Raw genomic sequence first — 22,346 nt, 5'->3', positions numbered from 1 at the left:
TAAATTCTTAAGAATGATAAAAACTCCCGAAATGGCGCATAAGTTTTTGTAAAAGAGATAGGGTGATACCTAGAGAAGTGCACCTTTTCAGGACAATTTTCAGCCTGTTCCGGAAAATATTGTCTGGCTTTCCATCGAATCTTCATCTGTCCATGGAATCTTAAGGGTTTTGGATTAAAGCCAAGCCAAAACGCAGTTTTTGGAGTTTTCATTATGCCTCTCGCCGTTACATTAAGCCCAGCCGATCTTGCAGCATTATTATGCAGCCGCATTTGCCACGACCTTATTTCTCCGGTCGGAGCCATCAATAATGGCGTTGAACTTTATGATGAAGGTGATGCACAGGAAGATGCCATGGAGCTTATCCGCATGTCTGCGGTCAACGCTTCATCAAAATTGCAATTTGCCCGCATTGCATTCGGTGCAGCCGGTTCAGCGGGAAGCGAAATTGATAGTGGCGACGCCGAAAATGTTGCCAAAAATTATATGGAAAATGAAAAAGGCAATCTTGACTGGAAAGCACCGCGCCTGCTTTTGCCAAAGAATGAAGTCAAATTATTGCTCAATCTTATTCTGGTAGCCAATTTTTCGATTCCTCGCGGCGGCGATATTGTCGTCGAAATCGGCGAAGAAAACGGAAAACGCGCTTTCCAGCTCAAGGTAAGCGGAAAAATGTTGCGCGTGCCGGCAAAATTCCTTGAATTATATAACGGGCAAGTTCCCGAAGAACCGATTGATGCCCATAGTGTGCAATTCTATTACACTTTATTGTTGTCGCAACTCGCTTCTATGCCGATTGCCATACAGGTACAACCGGAGGTTATCACCATTACGGCAGGTATAACTGTTTCCAACTGACCAAACACCGGTTGAATTTTATCAACCGGCTCGAATCGGGTGAAACGGTTTTTTTCTCACGGCATAATTTTGATTGGTTGAACAATCCGGAATTGACGAAAGAACCGGCAATTGACAAACGGCTTCGTCAATTTGACCGGCCTGAAGTGTGAAGCGGCGTGAAGTGAGAGATGGCCTGACACGAGAATATATCCGATCATTCTTTGCTCGAAGCATGAGACTGTCTGAAGCGGGAACCGGCCTGAAGCTGGAATAGCGCAGTCGTTCTTTACCTGCGTTAAGAACTTACGTGACGTGAGAGATGGCCTGTGGTGAGAGATGGCCTGACGCGATAACCTGCCTGAAGCGATAATCGTCCGGCGCAAGAAGCCCTCCCTTCGTGCTTTGCACAAAGTCCGGCAGGTTTGGCGGCGTGCGTTCCCGCCTGCGGCGCAAAACGCAATTCAAAAAAACAAAAAGAAAATTTCACTACAGATTAGTGCAGAGAATCGGGGAAGAGGGGTTAGGATAGGGGGACCAGAGAAGGGAGATCAGGGAAGGGGAGCGGGGAAGAGGGGTTAGGATAGGGAGACCAGAGAAGGGAGATCAGGGAAGGGGAGCGGGCAAGAGGGGATAGGCTAGGGGAACCAGAGAAGAGAGATCGGGCAAGAAAGAACGGGCAAGAAGGCAAAAACAAATCATGAAAGCGTTGAAATTCAAGACTTGGAAAAACCGGTTTTTGCCATTTTACGAAGCGCATTCGGCACTTTGAAGACCGCCATATGCCTTGGTTGCTATTGCAGTCTTCTTTAAAAATTTAAGCTTTCAAGTGTCCGGTGGCAGAAAACGGAGAGGTTGCGATAATATCCTATCACTAGCGTCTTTCTGGCCTAAACGCCCGCCTGAAAAACCTGTGAGTGAAGAAACAATGAATTAGCAAAGCGTATCAAACAAACATTTTGCCGGATATTCTCCCCTAAAAATTGCGTTTTTTAAAACTCCCCCGACCAATGCCGCTTTTATAATGGCGGGTTTTGTAAGATCAAAACCGGATTATTTAACCAATTCCACGCAAATGTTTCACCAATTCCATCAAATAAAGTGCGCTTTTTAACCGTCAGATCAAGAGTTAGCTGAACTCACCGGAATAGATCGTGCTCACATTTGCCGAGAACCGATCGTACGCATATTCGGGCATATTTGGCCGGAATGGATCGCGCATATTCGGCCGGAATGGATGATGCGGCCATTATTTCGCAAAAAAGCCGGAGCTTTATGTCACAAAAAGGCTGGAACTTTGTGTCGAAAAAAAAGCCGGAGCTTTTCCATTTGGAAAAGGTCTCCGGCATGATCTCTCAAAACCGAGAAACGGAACTTACCGCCTCATCAAGCGGTTTCGCGCAACGGCTCTTCATTCGGCTCGCGTAAAACGTAACCGCGTCCCCAAACGGTTTCAATATAATTTACGCCGCCGGAAACCGCGTCGAGTTTCTTGCGCAATTTGCAAATGAAAACGTCAATGATTTTCAATTCCGGCTCGTCCATGCCACCATAAAGATGGTTCAAGAACATTTCCTTGGTCAAAGTTGTTCCCTTGCGCAGTGAAAGGAGTTCGAGCATCTGGTATTCTTTGCCTGTCAAATGCACCGGATGACCGCCGATTTCAACGGTTTTTGCATCGAGATTGACAACCAGATCACCGGTTGCGATGACCGATTGGGCATGACCCTTCGAGCGGCGAACAATGGCGTGAATACGGGCAACCAATTCATCTTTATGAAATGGCTTTGTCATATAGTCATCTGCACCGAAGCCCAAGCCGCGAACCTTGTCTTCAATTCCGCCCATGCCGGAAAGAATGAGGATTGGTGTTTTGACTTTGGAAAGGCGCAATGTGCGCAAAACTTCATAACCCGACATATCAGGCAGGTTAAGATCTAACAGAATGATGTCATAATCATATAATTTTCCAAGGTCTACACCTTCCTCTCCAAGGTCTGTGGTGTAGACATTAAAACTTTCGGATTTGAGCATAAGCTCGATACTTGTCGCTGTCGCGTGGTCATCTTCAATCAATAAAACGCGCATATTCTATATCCCCTTTCCACTAGCCGAATCAGGCGTTATCGCGGTCAATGCAAACAACTGCGCCAAGACGTGCACAGCTGATTTAAAAAACACCATAAAATCATGATTTTAACCGAAACCGTGATTTTACATTTCGGCAGCACTCAGAACAATTCGTTGCCTCTTTAACCAATCTGCATCAAAATGGTTAACAAAATATGATTCTTCTTGGCAAGACGTTAATAAAATTTTGTGAAAAAAACCTTGTATTCCTTTGATTCAAGGTGATAAATGTTAAACGAATATGTTTAATTTTTACTTTAAGAAAATACGCTAACCGATTCATACGACTCGTGCATTTCCAATTTGAAAAGACGATTTTCCGGTTTGTAAAAAGCTCTTTTGTTTACCGAGCTTTAAGGGACTTCGGCTATAGTGCTCAAAGACCGTAAACAAATAGTTAAGACAGCCTGTCGACAAGCTTTGCAAATGTGGAGGTTTTAACAGGGCTGGCTTGCCGGAAAATTCGTTATTCAGTCCAACGGATTATCCGGTTCGCCCCGTAGTTGAAGGGATAAACTGTTTTCCGGTCCAACGTGTATGAGTATCAAGGTGTGAACGTGTATTGTTCACGGTAGTCAAGGAGTATTGCGTATGAAACCGCGTGAAAGTGTGGTTCGGTTGAAAATGTTTCAGGTGCGCGAAAAACGTCGCCAGATTTCTCAACTTGACATGATGATGGGCGAGTTCAATCGTATGGTAAGCGAGCTTGAAACGCAGATCGTCAATGAAGAACGCAAATCCGGCATTACTGATGTCAATCACTTTGCCTATCCTACTTTTGCACGCGCAGCCCGTCAGCGGCGTGAAAACCTCATCAATTCGATTCGCGATTTGCAAATCCAGAAAGCTTCTGCCGAGATGAAGTTGCATGAGCTGGAAGCCGAATTGGAACGTGCACAGGCTTTGGAAGAACGCGATGGCAAGACACTGCCTGAGGAAGATGTTGTCTTTGTTCAAAGCCGTTCGATGATCGGCTGAATTTCCGGTTAAAAGCTTTTTGACAAAAGCCATGGTCTGCCTGCCGGTTCAAATGACGACAGACCGGTTGTCTCATGCAACACCTGTCAAGGGATATGCCAGATAAGCCGAGGGAAGAGTAGCACTGCCTATCGCGTTTACGTTGCCTATCGCGTTTACGTTACCTATCGCGTTTACGTTATCTATCGCGTTTATGATGCGACAGGTTTTGCGCGCTTTTTGCCGAGCCATGAATATAGCCGGTTGCCGCTGAACAGGCATAGGACTTTAAAATAAATAGACCGGTTTTGTCTACAACGAAAAGTTGTTATGCAATTGAGTATATGTATCTTATTTTCCCGTTATCGTCGCGTTATTTTCGGAAAACGAGACAAAGAAAGCCTGTATGTGTCGCAATTTTCATAATATGGCTTGGACTTGGACTGGACGTAAGTTGAAAGCCGACAAAACCATATCGGGTAAAACGAATCCGGCCGGACATAACAATTTCTCCTTGCGCGCCACCGCCACGGCCGGATGCTTGAACACAAATTTAGAAAATTGCTGAAAATTATTCTCCCGTGCCTATAAAAAGGCAGTCTTGAAGTGGCCGGTTTTTCCGGCCACTCTATTTCCGTTTATTTTGCGGGTAGGGATTACCCAAAATTGTAGTCACCCCCACAAAAAAATTGTGGTCAAACCCTCAAATTGTATTCACGCGCACCGGATTGTAGTCACACATTGTCAGGCCACCATTCCGCTTTGTAGTTTTTAATCATAAGCTATTTTTTATAACCGGATTTAACCGGCAAACAGGAGAACGCACATTCATTTGGCGAAGTTTTCCCGCTGTAGATTTTCAAAAAAGCAATTCCCTATTGCCGCTATATCTTCGAGCAAGCCGGCTTCCTTAAAGCTTGCGCGCGGGAAATTGGAACCGAAAGATTATCAAACCGCGAGACGAAAATTCTAAAAGAAAAACGATATAAACCGTTCGAGCTAATGAATTTTTAGAGGATTGCTTCAAAAACAGGAAACTCGCCGGAAAGACTCTGGAAAGACACCCGAAGAGACCGGAACGATGCAGGAAAGACGCTGGAAAGAGACCTTAAAGCCGCGGGAAAGCCACTCGAAAGCCATCCGAAGAGACCGGAACGATGCAGAAAAGACGCTGGAAAGAGACCGTAAAGCCGCGGGAAAGATTGTGGAAAGCGACCGGTAGACTCCAGAAAATTCCGATTTCATTATTCGTCTGGCGAAAAAAGAATAAATCGGGCGCGTGAAAAATAAAAAGATCGGGCGCATAGCCGTAAAACAGGTGGGCAGATAGAAACAGCAACGGCAAAATTGGCTTGGGATATTCAGTATCAGGCAAAAGCGGACGGGAGCCGGAAGAACGGACGGGAGTCGGAAAAAGGGAGGGGAGCCGGAAAAGCAGACGGGAGCCGGAAGAACGGACGAGAGCCGGAAAAGTAGACGGGAGCCGGAAGAACCGACGGGAGCCGGAAAAACAGACGAGAGCCGGAAAAACGGACGGGAGCCGAAAAAAACAGTAAAAAACCGGCTTCAACGAAGCGCGTGTGAACAACAAATGATTCTGTTTCAATGTATCTCGGCTTTTAAAATGCATCCCGGCTTTTGAATGCATTTTGTCTTGCCGCTTGCTTGATTGAAATAAGTTGACGAAAGCCGCTTCCTGTCTCTTTTCAGGATATTTTCTTTTTCGCCATCCATCAATTTGCCCGAATATAAAACAACCGCTTCCTGAAATTCAAGAAACGGTTGTTTTATTGACGCTTGAAGGCAAGAAGGGGCATCGTTTTATCAATGCCGGTACTGCTGGATACGCGTGGTGCGTAAACCTGCAAGACCGTGTTCATCAATCGAGCATTGCCAGGACAAAAATTCTTCCACCGTCAATGTATAACGTTGGCAGGCTTCATCCAAACTCAGCAGGCCACCTCTTACAGCGGCAACAACTTCGGCTTTGCGGCGGATAACCCAGCGCCTTGTATTGCTTGGCGGCAGGTCGGTGATCGTAAGCGGACTCCCATCTGGGCCAATAACGTATTTTACTCTTGTTCTTACTAACTCGGTCATTGTACTCTCTACTCTTATTCAAGGACCTGATGCGACAATAACCATGGAGCTTTAAAAAAGAGCTAAACCGGCTGAAACGAAAATTTAACAAATACACAGGCTCAAAATTGTGTTTAATTTAAAAAACACTTTAGAAACAATTATTTATATAAAAAACGTGGCTATCAAACAAACTTGAACTAAAAACGCCACTTTATTTTTTTTTGTTTTTTTATAAACTGGGCAAGTCAGGTTTTTAAAAAATGACCTGTTTGCATTCTCTTTTTCGGAATGGCGGTTGTGTTGTGTATATAAAAACACGATATAGTTTCATGCAACTGTCAATAAGTTAGAAGGTGAGTTATGTCTCTCAACAGTCTAGATCTTCCAAAACGCCCTGAGGATACACGCGTAGTCGTTGCCATGTCGGGCGGCGTCGATTCGTCGGTTGTCGCAGGCTTGTTGAAAAAAGAAGGTTATGACGTTGTCGGCGTGACTTTACAACTTTACGATCATGGTGCAGCAACCCACCGCGTTGGTTCGTGCTGTGCCGGACAGGATATAGAAGACGCAAGGCGGGTGTCGGAAACTTTGGGCATTCCCCATTATGTGCTCGATTATGAAGCCCGCTTCCGTGAGGCGGTCATCAATCCTTTTGCTGACAGTTATGCCCATGGTGAAACGCCGATACCGTGCGTTGCCTGTAACCAGACAGTCAAATTCGCCGATTTGCTTGTAACGGCACAAAATCTCGGTGCAGATGCTTTGGCAACCGGCCACTATATCAGAAGCCGCCAGAATGGCGCACATCGTGCATTATACCGGCCGGTCGATGCCAATCGCGACCAGAGCTATTTTCTCTTTGCCACAACGCAGGAACAAATTGATTATTTGCGTTTTCCGCTTGGTGATCTTGCAAAACCGCATGTGCGGGAAATCGCTGCCGAAATGGGGCTTGCCGTTGCCTCCAAGCACGACAGTCAGGATATTTGCTTTGTTCCACAGGGGCGCTATTCGGATGTGATCGCAAAATTGCGCCCCGAAGCTGCCAACCCCGGCGAGATTGTGCATATTGACGGGCGCATTCTCGGTCGCCACAGCGGAATCGTCAATTTTACCATCGGTCAACGTCGCGGCATTGGCATTGCAACCGGCGAAGCCCTTTATGTAGTCTATCTTGATGCGGAAAATTCGCGTGTCATTGTCGGCCCCAGAGAAGCACTTGAAACACGCAAATTGTTTTTGCGGGATACCAATTGGCTTGGTGATGAAAATCTTGATGACTTCCCCGAAGAGGGGATTGAAGTTGCCGCCAAAGTACGCTCGACACGCCCGCCACGTCCGGCTATTGTGAAATATCATGATGGTACGCTCACAGTCGACCTTCTGGAAGGCGAGACAGGTGTGGCTCCTGGGCAGGCTTGTGTGCTTTACGATAATGAAACCAATGATGCGCGGGTTCTTGGTGGTGGGTTCATCACCCGTTCGGAACGTGATGCCCGCGCCGAGACAATGCTCAAAAACCTGTTGAATAAATCGCGTGAGGATACCGCAGCCTGAAAAGGGTAATGCCGCGTTTTCATTCAATAAAGCACAATTGGTAGCACGTTGGGCTTTAAGTCGGCGTACTTTTCCGGCTTGTAATGGTCGCTAAACAATTGTCGCTAAGCAATTGTTGCTAAACAGGGGGGCGCGAAAAAGGGGGGGCGCCAAAAAGGGGCGTCGCTAAACAATTGTTGCTAAACAGCGGGTTGCTAAACAGGGGACGCTAAAAAGGGGCGTCGTTAAGCAATTGTTGCTAAACAGCGGGTTGCTAAACAGGGGGCGTCGCCAAACAATTGTCGCTAAACGGGGGGCACTAATATGTTGGCTTTTCTTTATAAACCGGACTGGCCGGTTGCCGTGTCGGCTTTTGATAACCCCTCTTGCCTCACCCCGTGGCGGTTTTAATAAACTGACGGCTAAAAATTGTCAGGTTTAACAAATTCTCCTATCCGGACGATCAATGAAATGCAGATAGGGGCAAATGCAGGTAGAGCCAAAGCGCTGAGCTTGAAAATTCTGTCACTGAAGCGATTTTCATTGCCCGCTCCCGTAAGCGATATTGGAATCCGCTCTTCGGGAGAGAATTGTCCGGAAGGTAGCAAAACCGGCTTTGGCAGGCAGTGTTATTTTTTACGCTAGATCTTTTTACGCTACGTCTTTTTACGCTAGTTTTTTTTACGCTAGGTCTTTTTGCACTAGGTCTTTTTACGCTAGGTCTTTCTGCACCGCGTTTTTGCCCATGTTTTTGCGGCTAATATTTTGTTATGCCATGGTCTGGTGTTTCTGGTGCTATGTATCGCATTTCTATTTTTTCGGAAGTTTTGTGGCTTGCAATCAAAGCCTGACAAGCCGGCACTGTTATCGGGGTTTTGAAAAATCGCGCGCATTAGGCGACAATAGATATTTTCCGAACAATAGCTATCCGGTTTTATCTGCGCCTGTTTGAGCTTGCTTGAGCCTGTTTGAACCAGTTTGAACCTGTTTGAGCCTGTTTGAGCCTGTTTGAACCTATCCGTTCCTGTCCGGCAGTTTCCCCGCGTCAGGTTTTCCAGATGTGCGATCGTCAGTTCAATTTGTCAAAATCGGCAAAATGTTCGAGTGCAAGTCCGGTTGCCGTAGCAACATTCAGGCTATCGAAATCATAAGCAATGGGAATGCGCAAGGTTTCGGTATCCTTCAGGACAAAATCGGGGAGACCTTCGCCCTCAGTACCGAAAACCAGAGCTGTTCTTTTCGCAACTTCCGCATCTTTCAAATAATTTGAAGCGGCTGGCGAAAGCGAATAGATACGGAAATCGGCTTTTTCGAGCGCTGTGAGAATTTCTTTTATATCTTCACCTTGGGTATAGGGAACTTTCAATGCAGCTCCCACCGAAACGCGAATGGCTTTGCGATAAAGAGGATCACAGCAGGTTTTATCAATGATAATTCCGTCAGCTGCAAAAGCGGCAGCGTTCCGGAAGATCGACCCCATATTATCGTGGTTGGAAATTCCGCACAGCACCGGAACGAGTGCTTTTTCCGGCAAACTGGCCAAAAATTCTTCAAGTGTTGGCGTCTTTATACGTTCTCCGATACCCAGAATACCGCGGTGGACATTAAAACCGGCAATGTCATCCATAATTTTCTGCGGTACACAGTAAATAGGGCAGGCGGGTTTGGTTGCGTCGAGCACCGGCATCAGCCCCAAAAGCTTGGCTGCAGCAACCAGCAATGATCGGGCTTGAAAACGTTCCGACCTTAAAAGAACCGACAGAACCACCTTGCCTTCGGCGATGAAATGATGTTCGCGCCCGACAAGGTCTCTTTCACGAATGTCCCGATAGGGGGCAAGCCGCGGGTCTTCAACATCGCTAATTGTTGTAATATCCAAACTCATAAAACAAACCTATCACCGTTTCTGATGCTCTGCCAGATGATGGATAATGTCTTCCTCAGTGATAACGCCGATGACACGCCCATTTTCGGCCACGCCAATGGCACCGTTTTTCCGGTCACACACACTGATGAGATCAGGTAAACTCGTATCAGGTTTTGCCATGGCTGCAACAGAAATATCGCCATTCTCATAATTATAGGGGCGCATGACCTGTCTTGCTGTCAAAAAGCTCAACGGGTTGATGTGGCGCACAAAGTTGGCGACATGCTCATTGGCGGGCGATAGCACAATTTCCTGTGCTGTTCCACATTGCAAAATCCGTCCGTCTTCCATAATGGCAATGCGGTTGCCCATTTTGATCGCTTCATCAAGATCATGGCTGACAAAAATCAATGTTTTATTGAGCCGCTTTTGTAGTTCCAGAAGTTCGTCCTGTAAATGGTTGCGAATGAGCGGATCAAGGGCTGAAAACGGCTCGTCCATCAACAAAACGGGTGCGCCGGTTGCAAAAGCACGGGCAAGGCCGATTCTCTGTTGCATACCGCCGGAAAGCTCGGTCACCATGCGGTTGGCCCATTCATTCAATCCGACCAGATCAAGCTGTTCGGCAATAATCGCCTGACGTTGTTTTTTGGGCACGCCGGCCACTTCAAGGCCAAAACCGATATTATCGGCGACCGTGCGCCAAGGAAACAGGCCGAATTGCTGGAATACCATGGAAACAAGGCGCGTGCGCACATAGCGCAATTCTTCTCTCGAAGCGGTGGTGACATTGATTTCATTGCCGACATCGCCAACATAGATATTGCCCTCGACCGGCTTTATCAAACGGTTGATCGTGCGCAGCAAAGTCGATTTTCCCGAACCGGATAGCCCCATCAGGACCAATGTTTCACCCTCGGCAATGTCGAGCGAACATTCATGCACACCAAGCACTGTATTGGTTCTGTCCTTGATTTCTGCCCGTGATGCGCCCTGATCTGCAAGATCGAGCGCCTGCTGTTGACGATTGCCGAAAACCACACTCACATGATCTATGATGACTCTGGCCATTAGCGCGCCTTCCCCGGTCGAAACAGGCGGTCAAGTACGATTGCGACCACCACAATAACGCAACCGGCTTCAAAGCCCATAGCTGCATCATGCTGCTGCAATGCGCGATAGACTTTGACACCCAGACCATTGCCGCCAACTGTTGCTGCAATGACCACCATGGAAAGCGAAAGCATAATGGTTTGCGTCATGCCCGCACGTATTTCCGGCATAGCATGGGGAAATTCGATTTTCCATAAGATCTGCCGCCGGTTGGAACCGAATGCTTTACCCGCCTCGATCAAGGCTTTTGGCGTCGAGACTATGCCTTGCTGGGTGAGCCTTATGGGGGCAGGAAGCACAAAGATAATGGTTGCAATCAATCCCGGTACCATGCCGATGCGGAAAAAAATGATAGCCGGTATCAGATAGACAAAGGTCGGCAATGTCTGCATGAGATCGAGAATGGGCTGGATCCCGCGATATATTTTCGGACGATGGGCGCAGGCAATGCCGACCGGCACGCCAATTCCCATACAAAGAATGCACGACCAGAACAGCAGAGCTATTGTTTCCATCGTGTCAACCCAGTAGCCCTGATTGATAACGAACAGAAACCCCAGTGCAGTGAGCACAACAACCCGCCAATTTCTCTGTATGGCGAAGGCAAGAACACATAAAATAGCAATCAACAAAAGCGGATTTGGCCACAATAGAAGTGCCAGAGTGGCTTTTAACAGGCTGCCAAGACCCACACGCAGAGCCGTGAAAACCAGCCCGCCATGCTCTTTCAAAAACTCGACGATCGTATTTGCGGTTTTTCCGACCGGAATTTTATAGTGTGTATTTGTCTCTTCATCGGGTGCGCCGAGTGCGTGGTCAACGGCTTCAACAGCGTTACCCCCATTGACGGTCGTCACCCCCGAAAGCCAGCCTTTTACCCTTTCTTTATTGGATAAAAGCCATGAATGGGCAGCATTTTCCGGGTCTTCACCCTGATCGAGGATTTGATCCATCAGGTGGTTTTCCATATCGACATCGAAAACGAGATTGCCGAGAAAACGCGTTACATTGGGACATTGCAGACGATAATTCTTGCGAATATTGGTGCCGACTTTGGCATTGCCGAAATTTTTCCCGAAATATTGGTCACCACCGGAAAGATAGGCCATTTTGAAGCGCATATTCATCGGGTGTGGTTCCCACCCCAAGAATACGATCGGGCGGTTTTCCCGAATGCGTGCTTCGACTTCGGCAAGCATGGCCTGTTCGGAGGTTTCGACAATATGGAAATCGGTAAGCCCGAAAGCGGAATCATGAAGCATTGAAAGAATAAGGCGATTGCCGTCATTGCCCGGTTCGACCCCGTAAATGGCATAACCCAGTTCAGGGCCGAAACGTTTTATATCTTCAAAGCTTTTCAAGCCTTTGTCATAGACAAATTGCGGCACAGCCAGCGTATATTTTGCCCCTTCCAGATTATAACCGAGGAGCTCGACACTTCCATCGTCCTGATAAGGTTTGAAATCGGGTGTCATGGACGGGTTCCAATAACCCAGAAAAACATCAATATCGCCATTGGAAAGCGAGGCATAAGTAACAGGAACGGATAAAATCCGTGTTTCGGTATCATAGCCGAGTGCTTTAAGAAGTGTGGTGGCAATACTGGTTGTGGCTGAAATATCTGTCCAACCGGTATCGGCAAAGCGCACAATTTTGCATGTTTCAGCTTCGTTTATATCCGCGCTTGCATATCCCGTTCCCGCTGCCAGAAACAAGCTTAGGAAAAGAAATGCTATTTGTTTCAAAATGCCCGACAAGATTTCCGGCAACTCCATGATTATACAATGTCCAGCTTAAGGACGGGGTTAGACTATTTCAATAAAGAATGAAATAAGGTTCACAAGAAAAGCCTTTTATTATGGAATCGCACAATGCAACTTCCTGCCAATTTGAAAAACGCGCTTGACGAGCTTTTTCAACAGACAAATCCCGCCGAACTTGAAAAAGCGTCCCACCGGCTCACCCAACGCTATCGCAATGAAATACTTGACGGGAAAATGCATATTGCCGACAGGAATGCTGCATTCGGCTATATAGCAGCGCGTTTTCCGGCGACCTATGCGGCCGTGTTTTCGGCACTCGATAAAGTTACAGAAATTTGCCCGTCTTTTTCACCGTCAAGCCAGCTTGATGTCGGCGGCGGACCGGGTACGGCCGTTTTTGCCGCAAGCCGGATTTTCCCTTCACTTCGACATGCAACGCTTGTCGAGCAGAGCCATGATATTATCTCGCTTGGGAAAGCGCTATTTTCAGCGAGCCTTGTCCATGACGATAGCGCCCCGTCCGCTTCAAAACATGTAACAACAGATTGGCAGAATATGGATATTTCTTCTGCCGCTTTTGAAAATCTTGCCAAAGCCGATCTTGTCACAGCAAGTTATGTGCTGGATGAACTTCCTGAAAAAATACAGGATCACCTTGTTGATGGCCTATGGAACAAGACCGGAGACATGCTTTTTCTCATTGAGCCGGGTACGCCTGCCGGTTTTAAAAGATTGAACCGCCAACGTGACAGGTTAATTGAAAGAGGCGGCCATATTGTTGCACCTTGTCCACATGAATTTGCTTGTCCGGTCGAATCGCCGGACTGGTGCCATTTTTCTGTAAGAGTCGAACGCTCGCGCACACATCGCCTTACCAAACAGGCGATCGTGCCCTTTGAAGACGAAAAATTCTGCTATCTTGCCTTCGCTCATGAAAAGCCCGATGTGCAATATTGTCGCATCCTGTCACGGCCTCAACGCTCCAGCGGAAAAGTGGAATATACGATCTGCACTTCCGGTGGTGAGAAAAATGCCGAAATTACAACGCGGAGGAATAAAAAATTATACAGCGAACTGCGTCGTCTGGAGTGGGGAGATATATTAAAAAATAAAACCATAGGTTGTAAATATTTGTTGACTATTCCTGTCTGTCAACTATATTCACCTTCGCCGCACAAATAGAACTCTATGTTTGAAAGTGCCGGCGACAGGTGTTTAGGTCCCCCGCTATTTCCTACACCTGTATCCCTTCTCCAACGAAGGGGAGAAAAGTCCGGGTCCCCAATGCCCGGACTTTTCCTTTTCTTAATAGTTTCAAGTATATTCGCATTTTGACTATAAGGCTATTTGTTTATTCAAGTTTATATTGATTCCGAGAGCAGCGAATCAGTTTCATCTATCAAGTTTTAATTATGAAAAATCACATGAATACTTTTTATCGTTCTTCAAATTTTCCGTATTCTAAAAAATAAGCAAACAGTTTTTGGATTGAAGAGCAGGTAATCCATTTTTTGGAAATCTATAGTTCGTGAACGGACGACTGTCACAAAAACATTTACGCAAAGAAAAAACCGGAATCTTTGTAAAAGAAAGACAGTTCCGTAATGCTTAAGAGAAATAGCTTATAACAAAACGGAAAAGTGATAATGGTAGCAGATTATCAGATTCGATTTTTACAAGTATAATTTTTCATTAAAACAAATTTATTCTATTTTAGAGTATTTCTATATTTCAAATGTCATTTTGTCGGGCAGCCCCGCGAATCGACGCTGATTCGCGCGCCGGTTGAAGAAAAGTTTGATGCAGAAGGGCGTTCGATTGCTTTCGGTGGTGTTGTTTTGTGTTGCTATAGAATGGCGGACAGGTTAAAAGACGGGAATGAACAATAAACGTACATTCATGATCTGGTGGTGGGGTTGCTTTTAGCGGCCTCTGTTTGTTTGTGCAAAAATTCAGGACAAGGTCGCGACGGATAACCGGGCGGCCTTTTTTATATACTCCGTCCGGATAAGTGACCTAATTAACAGGACGGAGTTCTAATATGGATAAGAACATGGCAGGCGAGAAAGCTTTTGAATATCTCACAAAAGGCGGTTTGAAGATTCGTCGTCGCTGCGAGGATATTGCCTATCAGGGAGCGATTGACCGGATTGTTGATGCTCTTGATAGCCGCCGCGGGGCAGTTTTTTCATCGAACTATGAATATCCGGGGCGCTATACACGTTGGGATTCGGGCTTCATCAATCCGCTGCTTGTTGTCACTTCGCGCGGCCGCCATATGAAAATCGAAGCCCTGAACGAGCGCGGCAAAGTTCTTATCGACATGATCGAACCGCGTCTTCAAACGCTGGACGATATTCAATCGACAAAACGCACAGATGATAAGCTCGCAATAGATGTTAAAAAACCGGGGCGGGTCTTTAGCGAGGAAGAACGCTCGCGTATGCCATCGGTTTTTTCTCTTTTGCGTGCAATTTGCGATATTTTTCATTCATCCGAAGACCAAAGTCTTGGTCTATACGGGGCATTCGGCTATGATCTCGCCTTCCAGTTCGAGCCGATCGAGTTTAAAATAAAACGTCCGGAAGACCAGCGGGATATGGTGCTTTACCTGCCGGATTCCATTCTGATTGTCGACCATTATTCGGCACGTGCATGGGTGGAAAATTATGATTTTTCCGATAATGGAAAATCGACGGAAGGTTTGAGCCGTGACACGGAAGAACAACCGTTCAAAGCAGCCAAAGCCGTTCCGCAAAAAGGCGATCATGAAAAGGGTGAATATGCTGCTTTGGTCAAAGAAGCCAAAGAAAGTTTCAAGCGCGGCGACCTGTTCGAGGTTGTTCCGGGGCAGACTTTCTATGAAACTTGTCCGGCAAGTCCTTCGGCTATCAGTAAAAGGTTGAAACTCACCAACCCTTCGCCTTACTCGTTTTTTATCAATCTCGGAGAACAGGAATATCTCGTTGGGGCATCGCCTGAAATGTATGTTCGCGTAACCGGAAGACGGGTTGAAACCTGCCCGATTTCGGGAACAATCAAACGCGGACAGGATGCCATTGCCGATTCCGAGCAGATACTGGCTTTGCTCAATTCCAAAAAGGACGAATCCGAATTGACCATGTGTTCGGATGTCGACCGCAATGATAAAAGCCGCGTTTGCGAACCGGGGTCGGTCAGGGTCATCGGGCGGCGGCAAATTGAAATGTATTCCCGCCTTATCCACACGGTCGATCACATCGAAGGGCGGTTGCGCAATGGCCTTGATGCGTTCGACGCATTTTTGTCGCATGCATGGGCGGTGACTGTGACCGGTGCGCCGAAATTATGGGCTATGCGCTTTATCGAAAATCATGAAAGAAGCGCGCGTGCATGGTATGCCGGTGCTATCGGCATGGTGTTTTTCAATGGCGATATGAATACGGGGCTAACACTTCGCACCGTGCGTATCAAGGATGGTGTGGCATCGGTAAGAGCAGGCGCTACATTGCTCTATGATTCCAATCCGGAAGAGGAAGAAAAAGAGACAGAACTGAAAGCGTCTGCCATGATTGCTGCTATCCGTGACAGTGCGAAACCATTGCCAAAGGCGGTAAGGCAGGAGAAAGAAAAGCCCGGCACGGGTGTCAATATTCTGCTTGTCGACCATGAAGACTCATTTGTGCACACGCTTGCCAATTATTTCCGCGAGACCGGCGCCAAGGTGACAACGGTAAGAAGTCCGGTGGATGACAAGGTGTTTGAAACGGTCAATCCCGATCTTGTTGTTTTGTCACCGGGGCCGGGAACGCCGAAAGATTTCAATTGTGAAGACACAATCAATAAAGCACGGGCGCGTAAAATTCCGATTTTCGGCGTTTGTCTGGGGTTACAGGCTTTGACCGAAGCTTTTGGCGGGAGTTTGCGGGTATTAAGCGAACCGATGCACGGCAAACCGTCACGAATCCGCATTACCGGCGAAACCCTGCTGTTTACGGATTTGCCAAAAGAAATAACGGTTGGCCGCTACCATTCAATTTTTGCCGACCCGAGCCGCTTGCCTTCCGTGTTCAAGGTTACGGCGGAAACAGCTGATGGCGTAATCATGGCAATCGAGCATAAAAGCCAGCCGATTGCGGCCGTCCAGTTCCACCCCGAATCAATCATGAGTTTAAGTGGCAATGTCGGTATGGCGATCATTGAAAATGTTGTTTCAAGACTAATCAAGAAAGCATGGCAATGAAAAGTGCGAATTCAAGGCTGAAACAATTGGCAATCTGGTCTATTCCGGTTGCCATTATTGTTTTTGTACTCAAATATTTCGCTTATTATATAACAGGTTCGGTGGCTCTTTATTCCGATGCGCTGGAATCGATTGTCAATGTCATCGCAGCCATTGCGGCCTATGTTGCCATCCTTATCAGCATGAAACCGGCTGATAACGATCACCCCTTCGGACACACCAAGGCCGAATATTTTTCGGCAATTCTTGAAGGGGCAATGATTTTTGTTGCCGCCATCATGATTTTACACGAATCATGGCCTTTGCTCACCTCTACCCATTTGCCCGAACAGCCAGGCTACGGGCTGGCGATCAATCTTGTTGCCAGTGCGATCAATGCAATCTGGGCGCTGATTTTGATAAAGCAGGGAAAAGTCTCGCATTCACCTGCATTGAAAGCCGATGGCATGCATTTAATGACGGATGTGTTCACATCTATCGGCGTGCTTGCCGGTCTTCTTGCCGCTATCTTGAGCGGCTGGGCCATTCTTGACCCCGTGCTTGCTATTATTGTTGCTTTGAACATTCTCTGGCAAGGGTGGAAAGTCATCAACAATTCGGTGCAGGGGCTGATGGATGTCGGTGTCGAGCTTGAAGAGACAATGCGCATCAGGGATATTATTTCAAGTCACGCGGCAGGTGCTATCGAAGCCCATGATTTGCGAACCCGTGTGGCCGGACAGGTCACATTTATTGAATTCCATCTGGTGGTTCCTTCCAAAATGACGGTGGGAGACGCGCACGATATATGCAATAGAATCGAAGATGCTCTGAAACAAGAAATCGAAAACGCGCGTATTGTCATTCATATCGAACCGGAAGAGGAAGCAAAATTGCCAAAGGGGACAACCGCCGTTCCCATTGCATGAGGAGCATTATGTTAAAAATCAGAAATCTGAAAGAAACTGTATTATCCGACCATTGGACAAAGCTGACAGCCGTTTCCTATGAGCAGCAAGATGCGGATGGCGAATGGAAAACAGTGAAGCGCGAAACCTACCATAACCGCAACGGAGCTGCGGTTTTGCCTTATGACGAGGACAGAAAAACGGTTCTTTTTGTTAAACAGTTCCGCGCACCGACTTATCTGGCAACCGGCAGCATGTATGTGCTCGAAGCATGCGCAGGACACATCGAAAAGGGCGAATCAGCCGATGATACAATGCTGCGCGAGGCAAAAGAGGAATTGGGCTACCAGCTCCATAATCTCGAACTTGTGTTCAAAGGCTTTACAACCCCCGGTTTCTCGACCGAACAGCTATGGCTTTATCTGGCCAATTACCGCCCGCAAGATCACCGTTTTGCCGGTGGCGGGCTAGCCAAAGAAGGGGAAAATATCGAAATTGTCGAAATGCCGGTCGAAGAGGCGATAAAGCTTAATGACAAGCAACAAATCAACGACATGAAAACAGCTTTGCTTGTGAACGAATTACGCCACCGGTTGAAACTTTGACGAAATGATAGGATATAACCCCGCTTTAAACATGATAATCCCGTTTGGAACATGATAGTCCCGTTTGAAACATTGAAGTTCAGGTTCACAACTTTGAACACGAACGGGTGAAGGTTTGATAAAACAGGTTGCGCTTGAAAAAAACCTGTGCCATATTTTTCGCTATGGAAAAGTTTGACGCACAAAAATTATCGGTTTTGTACTGCATCGGGGATGCAGGCTTTTGTGCTTTGCCTTCAAACTTGCTTCTTCTTGGGCTTATGAGCGACTGCCGGGGCCGGTGAGGGGCGCCCGGCGGTCGTTACCTGCCGGCGTAAATGCTCCTCTTCAACAATCTTCATTTTAAAATATCAACCGGTTACCGGTGTTTCAGACGAGCATAGATCATGAGTATTTCACCAAATTTTTCACATAAAGGCATGCCGACAGCATCACAAAAATATCAACCTTACCCGCAAGTTTCATTGAAAGACCGCACCTGGCCCGACAAGCGTATCGAAAAAGCACCAATCTGGTGTTCTGTCGATCTGCGTGATGGCAATCAGGCTTTGATCGACCCGATGGGACAAGACCGTAAAGAACGCATGTTCCGCCTGCTTCTGGAAATGGGCTTTCCGGAAATCGAAATCGGTTTTCCATCTGCTTCGCAAACCGATTTCGACTTCGCGCGCTGGTGTATCGAACATGGCAATGTTCCTGAAAATGTAAGCTTGCAGGTTCTGGTGCAATGCCGTCCGGAATTGATTACCCGCACCTTCGAGGCGCTGGATGGCGCCAATCATCCGATCGTGCATTTTTACAATTCGACCAGTGAATTGCAGCGGCGGGTTGTGTTCGGAAAAGATGTTGCCGGTATCAAGAAAATCGCAACCGATGCGGCGAAAATGGTGATGGATATGGCCGCCAAAGCCGGTAAACATTACCGTTTCGAGTATTCGCCTGAAAGTTTTACCGGAACCGAGCTCGAAGTTGCGCTGGAAATATCGAATGCGGTCATCGAAATCGTTAATCCGACACCCGAACACAAGATGATTTTGAATTTGCCTTCCACGGTCGAAATGTCGTCTCCCAATATCTATGCCGATGAAATCGAATGGATGGGGCGCAATATTGACCGCCGTGACAGCGTTCTGATTTCCTTGCACCCGCATAATGACCGCGGTTGTGGCATTGCCGCCACCGAATTGGGCCTGCTTGCCGGTGCCGACCGCGTTGAAGGAACATTGTTCGGTAATGGCGAACGTACCGGTAATGTCGACATTGTCGCGCTGGCGCTGAATATGTTTACCCAAGGCGTCGATCCGGAACTTGATTGCTCGAATATCGAAAAGATCAAGGAAGTTTACGAATATTGTAACCAGCTCAGAATTCCCGAACGCCACCCTTATGTCGGCGAATTGGTCTATACCGCTTTTTCGGGTTCGCATCAGGATGCGATCAATAAAGGCATGAAGGCAATGAAAAAGTCGAACAAGACTTTGTGGGAAGTGCCTTATCTGCCGATTGATCCGCAAGATGTCGGCAGAAGCTATGAAGCCATTATCCGCATCAATTCGCAATCAGGCAAAGGTGGCATTGCCTATATTCTGCAATCAGACTACGGCCTGAACCTGCCGCGCGCTTTGCAAATCGAATTCCGCGATGTGATTCAACATATTACCGATGAAGAAGGCAAAGAATTGCCGTCGAAGCGCATTTATGATGAATTCGTCAAGACTTATGTCAAACAGAATGGTGGCCGCTTCGGCTTTGTCGATTACAAGACCAAAGCTGATCCAAAAGAAAAAGGCCGTGTCGAGGTGAGCGCAAAAATTACCGATCGCGGACAAGAAAAAACCATTAAAGGAACGGGAACCGGTCTGGTTGACGGGTTTATCGACGCTTTTTCCAAATATCTCGGCAAGAAGCTTTCGGTCGTCGATTATTCGGAACATTCACTGCAACGCGGTTCGGATGCAAAAGCCATTTGCTATATGGAAATAGCCTATCCGGAAGGAAAAATATTCGGCGTTGCCATTGATGAAAATATCGCGACAGCTTCGCTCGATGCTATTGTTTCGGCGGTTAATCGTTTGAAACTCTAATTTTTCAAGGGCGGCAACAAGGGCTTATTGTCTTGCTGTTGCCGCCCGTCAAACTCATGAAAATCGCAATCATGCGAAAAATAGTAAGCGGCATTTGGTAAGTTGCCGGCGGAAGTTTCAATAGTCTTGCCCGTCAACCTTTCCGGAACGCTTATATAATCTTCTCGCTACTTTATAACGGTTAAGCCGTCTCACCACTTCAAGACGCTTATTCGGCCCGTAGTCTTCTCAACAGTTCATAACGTTAAGCCGTCTTACCACTCCAAGAACACTTATGTAGCCTTCACCACGTCAAAACGGTTATAGCGCCTCATGACTTCAAAACGGCTTATGTAGCCCTCTGAATAGGGGTAAAACCCACGTTTTTTATTCGCCACGAAAGCCGGTATGGCCGAAAAAGGAAAGATAAAAAAGATCGGGAGCAATCGCGCTTTGCCAGTGTGACAAAACAATCGACATAAAAAGTCCCAAAAAACAGAAATTCGGTTCAATACACGAAATATCCGGAAACAATAGAGCAATTGATTGACATGACTGACAGGCGTTAAACATCGTCAAGGTCAAGGCTTTGCATTTATTTGGCTTTTTTGTCTTTTTTGGGGGCATAGATTTTGCTCGAAAACACCGGTGTTCCGTCTGTTTTTTGGCGCTTTATTCGAGCATATGAAATCCAAGTTACAACAGCTATATTCGGGCTGAGCAAACCCGATTTATGCCGCATTCGTTCAAATGCCGGAATTATTTTAAACGCTGGTATTATTTTACATGCTGGTATTATTTTAAACGCTGGTATTATTTTAAACGCTAGTATTATTTTACACGCTAGTATTATTTTACCTGCTGGTATTATTTTACATGCTGGTATTATTTTAAACCGGCTGTGTTCCAGCCGGTCAGAGGAAAATTGCTGTCAGGTCTTTTGTTTGAATGCACTAAATCGAATGCACTAAAAGAGCGGAACTTTTTCGGTGCAGTTGATTTCATTCTCTTTATTGATAATGGTATAGCGTTCAAGCCCGCAATGCCAGCTTTCACAATCACCGTCGATTGTAAACCAGTTGTAATTGGCGGGTGGCTTTTTACCGCCAAAGGCTTGCGAGGCAGAAGCAACGCCAACCACCGGAACGTCGCGTTCTTTCCCTTCAATATGTTCAAGAGAAGGAACATGGGTATGCCCATGGAGAACAAGTTCTGCACCTTGTTGTTTGATGACACGTTGGAAACGTTCAATACCCCATAATTTTTTATGCCAATTGGTAGCGTTTTTATAAGGGGGGTGGTGTATCATCACCATCCGGAACAGATTACGTTCTTTCGCTTCGCGTAAAAGATCAGCCAGATGATAGGCCTGTGCACTGTCAAAGTGGCCGGTTGCGAAAAACGGTGGTGTGGCAATGGCTGAAGAAACGGCAATAATAGCGACCTGTCCACGAACCCGCATATAGGGGAAAAGAGCACTCCAGCCATGGGCTTCTTCGCTGGTAATCCACGGCCGGAAGGTTTTGCAGGCTTTTTTGAAAGCGCCCCCGACATAGGCATCATGATTGCCGAATGTGAGTGAAATATCGCTCGCCGGACCTTGCGCCACAAGCCAGTCTTTGGCGGCCGCGAATTCTTTTGGCAAAGAGAGATTCACGAGATCACCGGTTATGACAAGATGGTCAGCCTGTTTTTGTTTGATACTTTCCATTAAAGCATCAAGCGTTTGCCGTCCCATTTCACCGGTACGGTTTTTCTTCCAGTTAATATAACCGGTTAAACGCTTTCCCATAAGCTCGAAAAGACGAGGGGCAGGAAGCGGCGACAAATGAATGTCGGATATATGAGCCAAGTGAAACATTCCACAGAACATAGCGAGACAATAAAAATAGGCAACAAAAAAACAAAAAGCTTTTAAAATGAAGAGGATATAAGAACAAACATGGCAATTGAGAGAGTATAATATCGGAAAAATTCAAAAAACAGCTTAAAAAGAGACAATTATTCGCCACGCACCGGAAGAGAGAAGGCAAACGAAACGGGGAAAGTCTCCATTTTTAAAAAAGTCGGAGCAAACGTTTGCAGCTTTCATAATATTCGGCTTCTTTCGGAAATAGCATGGATGGAAATAAGCGGGCTTTAGCTCATAGGCCTCGAACCCAAGCGCACAAGACCGGTGTATGACATTTTGTAAGATTGGTAGAATTTACAAGATTGCTATATTGCAATTTACCGGGAACAGCCACTCTCAGGAAAATGGCATCATATATCCATCAACGGCCCC

At 46.7% G+C, this 22,346-nt stretch carries 17 protein-coding genes and 1 pseudogene; 10 read left to right on the top strand and 8 right to left on the bottom strand.

Annotation, left to right across the window (positions count from 1 at the left end):
* The first annotated feature begins 213 nt into the window (after positions 1-213).
* On the top strand, positions 214-858 hold the full coding sequence (chpT, locus tag BBC0122_RS08700) for a histidine phosphotransferase ChpT (RefSeq protein WP_077993066.1): 645 nt from the start codon (positions 214-216) through the stop codon (positions 856-858).
* Between the two features lie 1,365 nt (positions 859-2,223).
* Here chpT and ctrA read toward each other — a convergent pair.
* A complete protein-coding gene (gene ctrA / locus BBC0122_RS08695; protein WP_077993064.1) occupies positions 2,224-2,925 on the bottom strand; it encodes a response regulator transcription factor CtrA in 702 nt (233 codons plus the stop codon).
* 633 nt (positions 2,926-3,558) lie between these two features.
* Here ctrA and BBC0122_RS08690 point away from each other — a divergent pair.
* On the top strand, positions 3,559-3,945 hold the full coding sequence (locus BBC0122_RS08690; protein WP_077993062.1) for a flagellar export protein FliJ: 387 nt from the start codon (positions 3,559-3,561) through the stop codon (positions 3,943-3,945).
* Between the two features lie 72 nt (positions 3,946-4,017).
* On the opposite strand, the gene BBC0122_RS13020 is transcribed toward BBC0122_RS08690, so the two are convergent.
* Positions 4,018-4,176: a hypothetical protein gene (locus tag BBC0122_RS13020; protein ID WP_188318016.1), complete on the bottom strand. Its 159-nt coding sequence runs from the start codon at positions 4,174-4,176 to the stop codon at positions 4,018-4,020.
* Between the two features lie 1,572 nt (positions 4,177-5,748).
* Entirely contained in the window at positions 5,749-6,024 is a 276-nt protein-coding gene (sciP, locus tag BBC0122_RS08680; RefSeq protein WP_075868936.1) for a CtrA inhibitor SciP, read from the bottom strand.
* Positions 6,025-6,366: 342 nt separating this feature from the next.
* Here sciP and mnmA point away from each other — a divergent pair, with 342 nt between their 5' ends.
* Positions 6,367-7,563 carry a tRNA 2-thiouridine(34) synthase MnmA gene (gene mnmA, locus BBC0122_RS08675; RefSeq protein WP_077993058.1) on the top strand — a complete coding sequence of 399 codons (1,197 nt, stop codon included), beginning with the start codon at positions 6,367-6,369 and terminating at the stop codon, positions 7,561-7,563.
* A gap of 408 nt (positions 7,564-7,971) precedes the next feature.
* Positions 7,972-8,187, top strand: coding sequence for a hypothetical protein (locus BBC0122_RS12840; RefSeq protein WP_149866667.1), 216 nt, complete (start codon positions 7,972-7,974; stop codon positions 8,185-8,187).
* Positions 8,188-8,611: 424 nt separating this feature from the next.
* Here BBC0122_RS12840 and BBC0122_RS08670 read toward each other — a convergent pair whose 3' ends face one another.
* The 4 genes and pseudogenes from BBC0122_RS08670 to choX all read right to left on the bottom strand — a co-directional run.
* A complete protein-coding gene (locus tag BBC0122_RS08670; protein ID WP_077993056.1) occupies positions 8,612-9,427 on the bottom strand; it encodes a TrmH family RNA methyltransferase in 816 nt (271 codons plus the stop codon).
* Between the two features lie 12 nt (positions 9,428-9,439).
* Positions 9,440-10,480 carry a quaternary amine ABC transporter ATP-binding protein gene (locus tag BBC0122_RS08665; protein WP_077993054.1) on the bottom strand — a complete coding sequence of 347 codons (1,041 nt, stop codon included), beginning with the start codon at positions 10,478-10,480 and terminating at the stop codon, positions 9,440-9,442.
* The gene (gene choW, locus BBC0122_RS13180) at positions 10,480-11,292 is read right to left on the bottom strand and encodes a choline ABC transporter permease subunit (RefSeq protein WP_225868191.1); all 813 of its coding nucleotides are present in this window, start codon (positions 11,290-11,292) and stop codon (positions 10,480-10,482) included. The genes BBC0122_RS08665 and choW overlap by 1 nt, the downstream gene beginning before the upstream one ends.
* 30 nt (positions 11,293-11,322) lie before the next feature.
* Positions 11,323-12,267, bottom strand: a pseudogene (gene choX / locus BBC0122_RS13175) (choline ABC transporter substrate-binding protein); the annotation flags it as partial.
* A gap of 126 nt (positions 12,268-12,393) precedes the next feature.
* Between choX and BBC0122_RS08655 the strand changes: the two are divergent.
* From BBC0122_RS08655 to BBC0122_RS12835, 6 genes are all read left to right on the top strand, one after another.
* A complete protein-coding gene (locus BBC0122_RS08655; RefSeq protein ID WP_077993051.1) occupies positions 12,394-13,467 on the top strand; it encodes a small ribosomal subunit Rsm22 family protein in 1,074 nt (357 codons plus the stop codon).
* An 859-nt stretch (positions 13,468-14,326) separates the two neighbouring features.
* The gene (locus tag BBC0122_RS08650; RefSeq protein ID WP_077993050.1) at positions 14,327-16,507 is read left to right on the top strand and encodes an anthranilate synthase; all 2,181 of its coding nucleotides are present in this window, start codon (positions 14,327-14,329) and stop codon (positions 16,505-16,507) included.
* Positions 16,498-17,415, top strand: coding sequence for a cation diffusion facilitator family transporter (locus BBC0122_RS08645; RefSeq protein WP_369805253.1), 918 nt, complete (start codon positions 16,498-16,500; stop codon positions 17,413-17,415). The genes BBC0122_RS08650 and BBC0122_RS08645 overlap by 10 nt, the downstream gene beginning before the upstream one ends.
* A gap of 8 nt (positions 17,416-17,423) precedes the next feature.
* A complete protein-coding gene (locus BBC0122_RS08640) occupies positions 17,424-17,999 on the top strand; it encodes an NUDIX domain-containing protein (protein WP_077993047.1) in 576 nt (191 codons plus the stop codon).
* Positions 18,000-18,385: 386 nt separating this feature from the next.
* Positions 18,386-20,083: a 2-isopropylmalate synthase gene (leuA, locus tag BBC0122_RS08635; protein WP_077993045.1), complete on the top strand. Its 1,698-nt coding sequence runs from the start codon at positions 18,386-18,388 to the stop codon at positions 20,081-20,083.
* Between the two features lie 611 nt (positions 20,084-20,694).
* Complete coding sequence (locus BBC0122_RS12835) at positions 20,695-21,033, top strand: hypothetical protein (RefSeq protein WP_149866666.1); 339 nt, start codon at positions 20,695-20,697, stop codon at positions 21,031-21,033.
* Here BBC0122_RS12835 and BBC0122_RS08625 read toward each other — a convergent pair.
* Positions 21,030-21,935, bottom strand: coding sequence for a metallophosphoesterase family protein (locus tag BBC0122_RS08625; protein ID WP_077993041.1), 906 nt, complete (start codon positions 21,933-21,935; stop codon positions 21,030-21,032). The genes BBC0122_RS12835 and BBC0122_RS08625 overlap by 4 nt on opposite strands.
* Positions 21,936-22,346: the final 411 nt, after the last annotated feature.

Source organism: Ditibartonella choladocola, from assembly GCF_002007565.1.
Classification (GTDB): domain Bacteria; phylum Pseudomonadota; class Alphaproteobacteria; order Rhizobiales; family Rhizobiaceae; genus Bartonella; species Bartonella choladocola.
The sequence above is the reverse complement of the archived record's forward strand: the minus strand, read 5'-3'. Positions and strand labels throughout refer to the sequence as shown.

What these genes read in the sequence shown, in the direction of transcription:
- BBC0122_RS13020 (WP_188318016.1), bottom strand. Translation starts at nt 4,176, where the DNA reads ATGGCTCGGCAAAAAGCGCGCAAAACCTGTCGCATCATAAACGCGATA.
- BBC0122_RS08650 (WP_077993050.1), top strand. Translation starts at nt 14,327, where the DNA reads ATGGATAAGAACATGGCAGGCGAGAAAGCTTTTGAATATCTCACAAAA.
- mnmA (WP_077993058.1), top strand. Translation starts at nt 6,367, where the DNA reads ATGTCTCTCAACAGTCTAGATCTTCCAAAACGCCCTGAGGATACACGC.
- sciP (WP_075868936.1), bottom strand. Translation starts at nt 6,024, where the DNA reads ATGACCGAGTTAGTAAGAACAAGAGTAAAATACGTTATTGGCCCAGAT.
- BBC0122_RS08640 (WP_077993047.1), top strand. Translation starts at nt 17,424, where the DNA reads ATGTTAAAAATCAGAAATCTGAAAGAAACTGTATTATCCGACCATTGG.
- BBC0122_RS08665 (WP_077993054.1), bottom strand. Translation starts at nt 10,480, where the DNA reads ATGGCCAGAGTCATCATAGATCATGTGAGTGTGGTTTTCGGCAATCGT.
- chpT (WP_077993066.1), top strand. Translation starts at nt 214, where the DNA reads ATGCCTCTCGCCGTTACATTAAGCCCAGCCGATCTTGCAGCATTATTA.
- BBC0122_RS08655 (WP_077993051.1), top strand. Translation starts at nt 12,394, where the DNA reads ATGCAACTTCCTGCCAATTTGAAAAACGCGCTTGACGAGCTTTTTCAA.
- BBC0122_RS08690 (WP_077993062.1), top strand. Translation starts at nt 3,559, where the DNA reads ATGAAACCGCGTGAAAGTGTGGTTCGGTTGAAAATGTTTCAGGTGCGC.
- BBC0122_RS08645 (WP_369805253.1), top strand. Translation starts at nt 16,498, where the DNA reads ATGGCAATGAAAAGTGCGAATTCAAGGCTGAAACAATTGGCAATCTGG.
- BBC0122_RS08670 (WP_077993056.1), bottom strand. Translation starts at nt 9,427, where the DNA reads ATGAGTTTGGATATTACAACAATTAGCGATGTTGAAGACCCGCGGCTT.
- BBC0122_RS08625 (WP_077993041.1), bottom strand. Translation starts at nt 21,935, where the DNA reads ATGTTCTGTGGAATGTTTCACTTGGCTCATATATCCGACATTCATTTG.
- leuA (WP_077993045.1), top strand. Translation starts at nt 18,386, where the DNA reads ATGAGTATTTCACCAAATTTTTCACATAAAGGCATGCCGACAGCATCA.
- ctrA (WP_077993064.1), bottom strand. Translation starts at nt 2,925, where the DNA reads ATGCGCGTTTTATTGATTGAAGATGACCACGCGACAGCGACAAGTATC.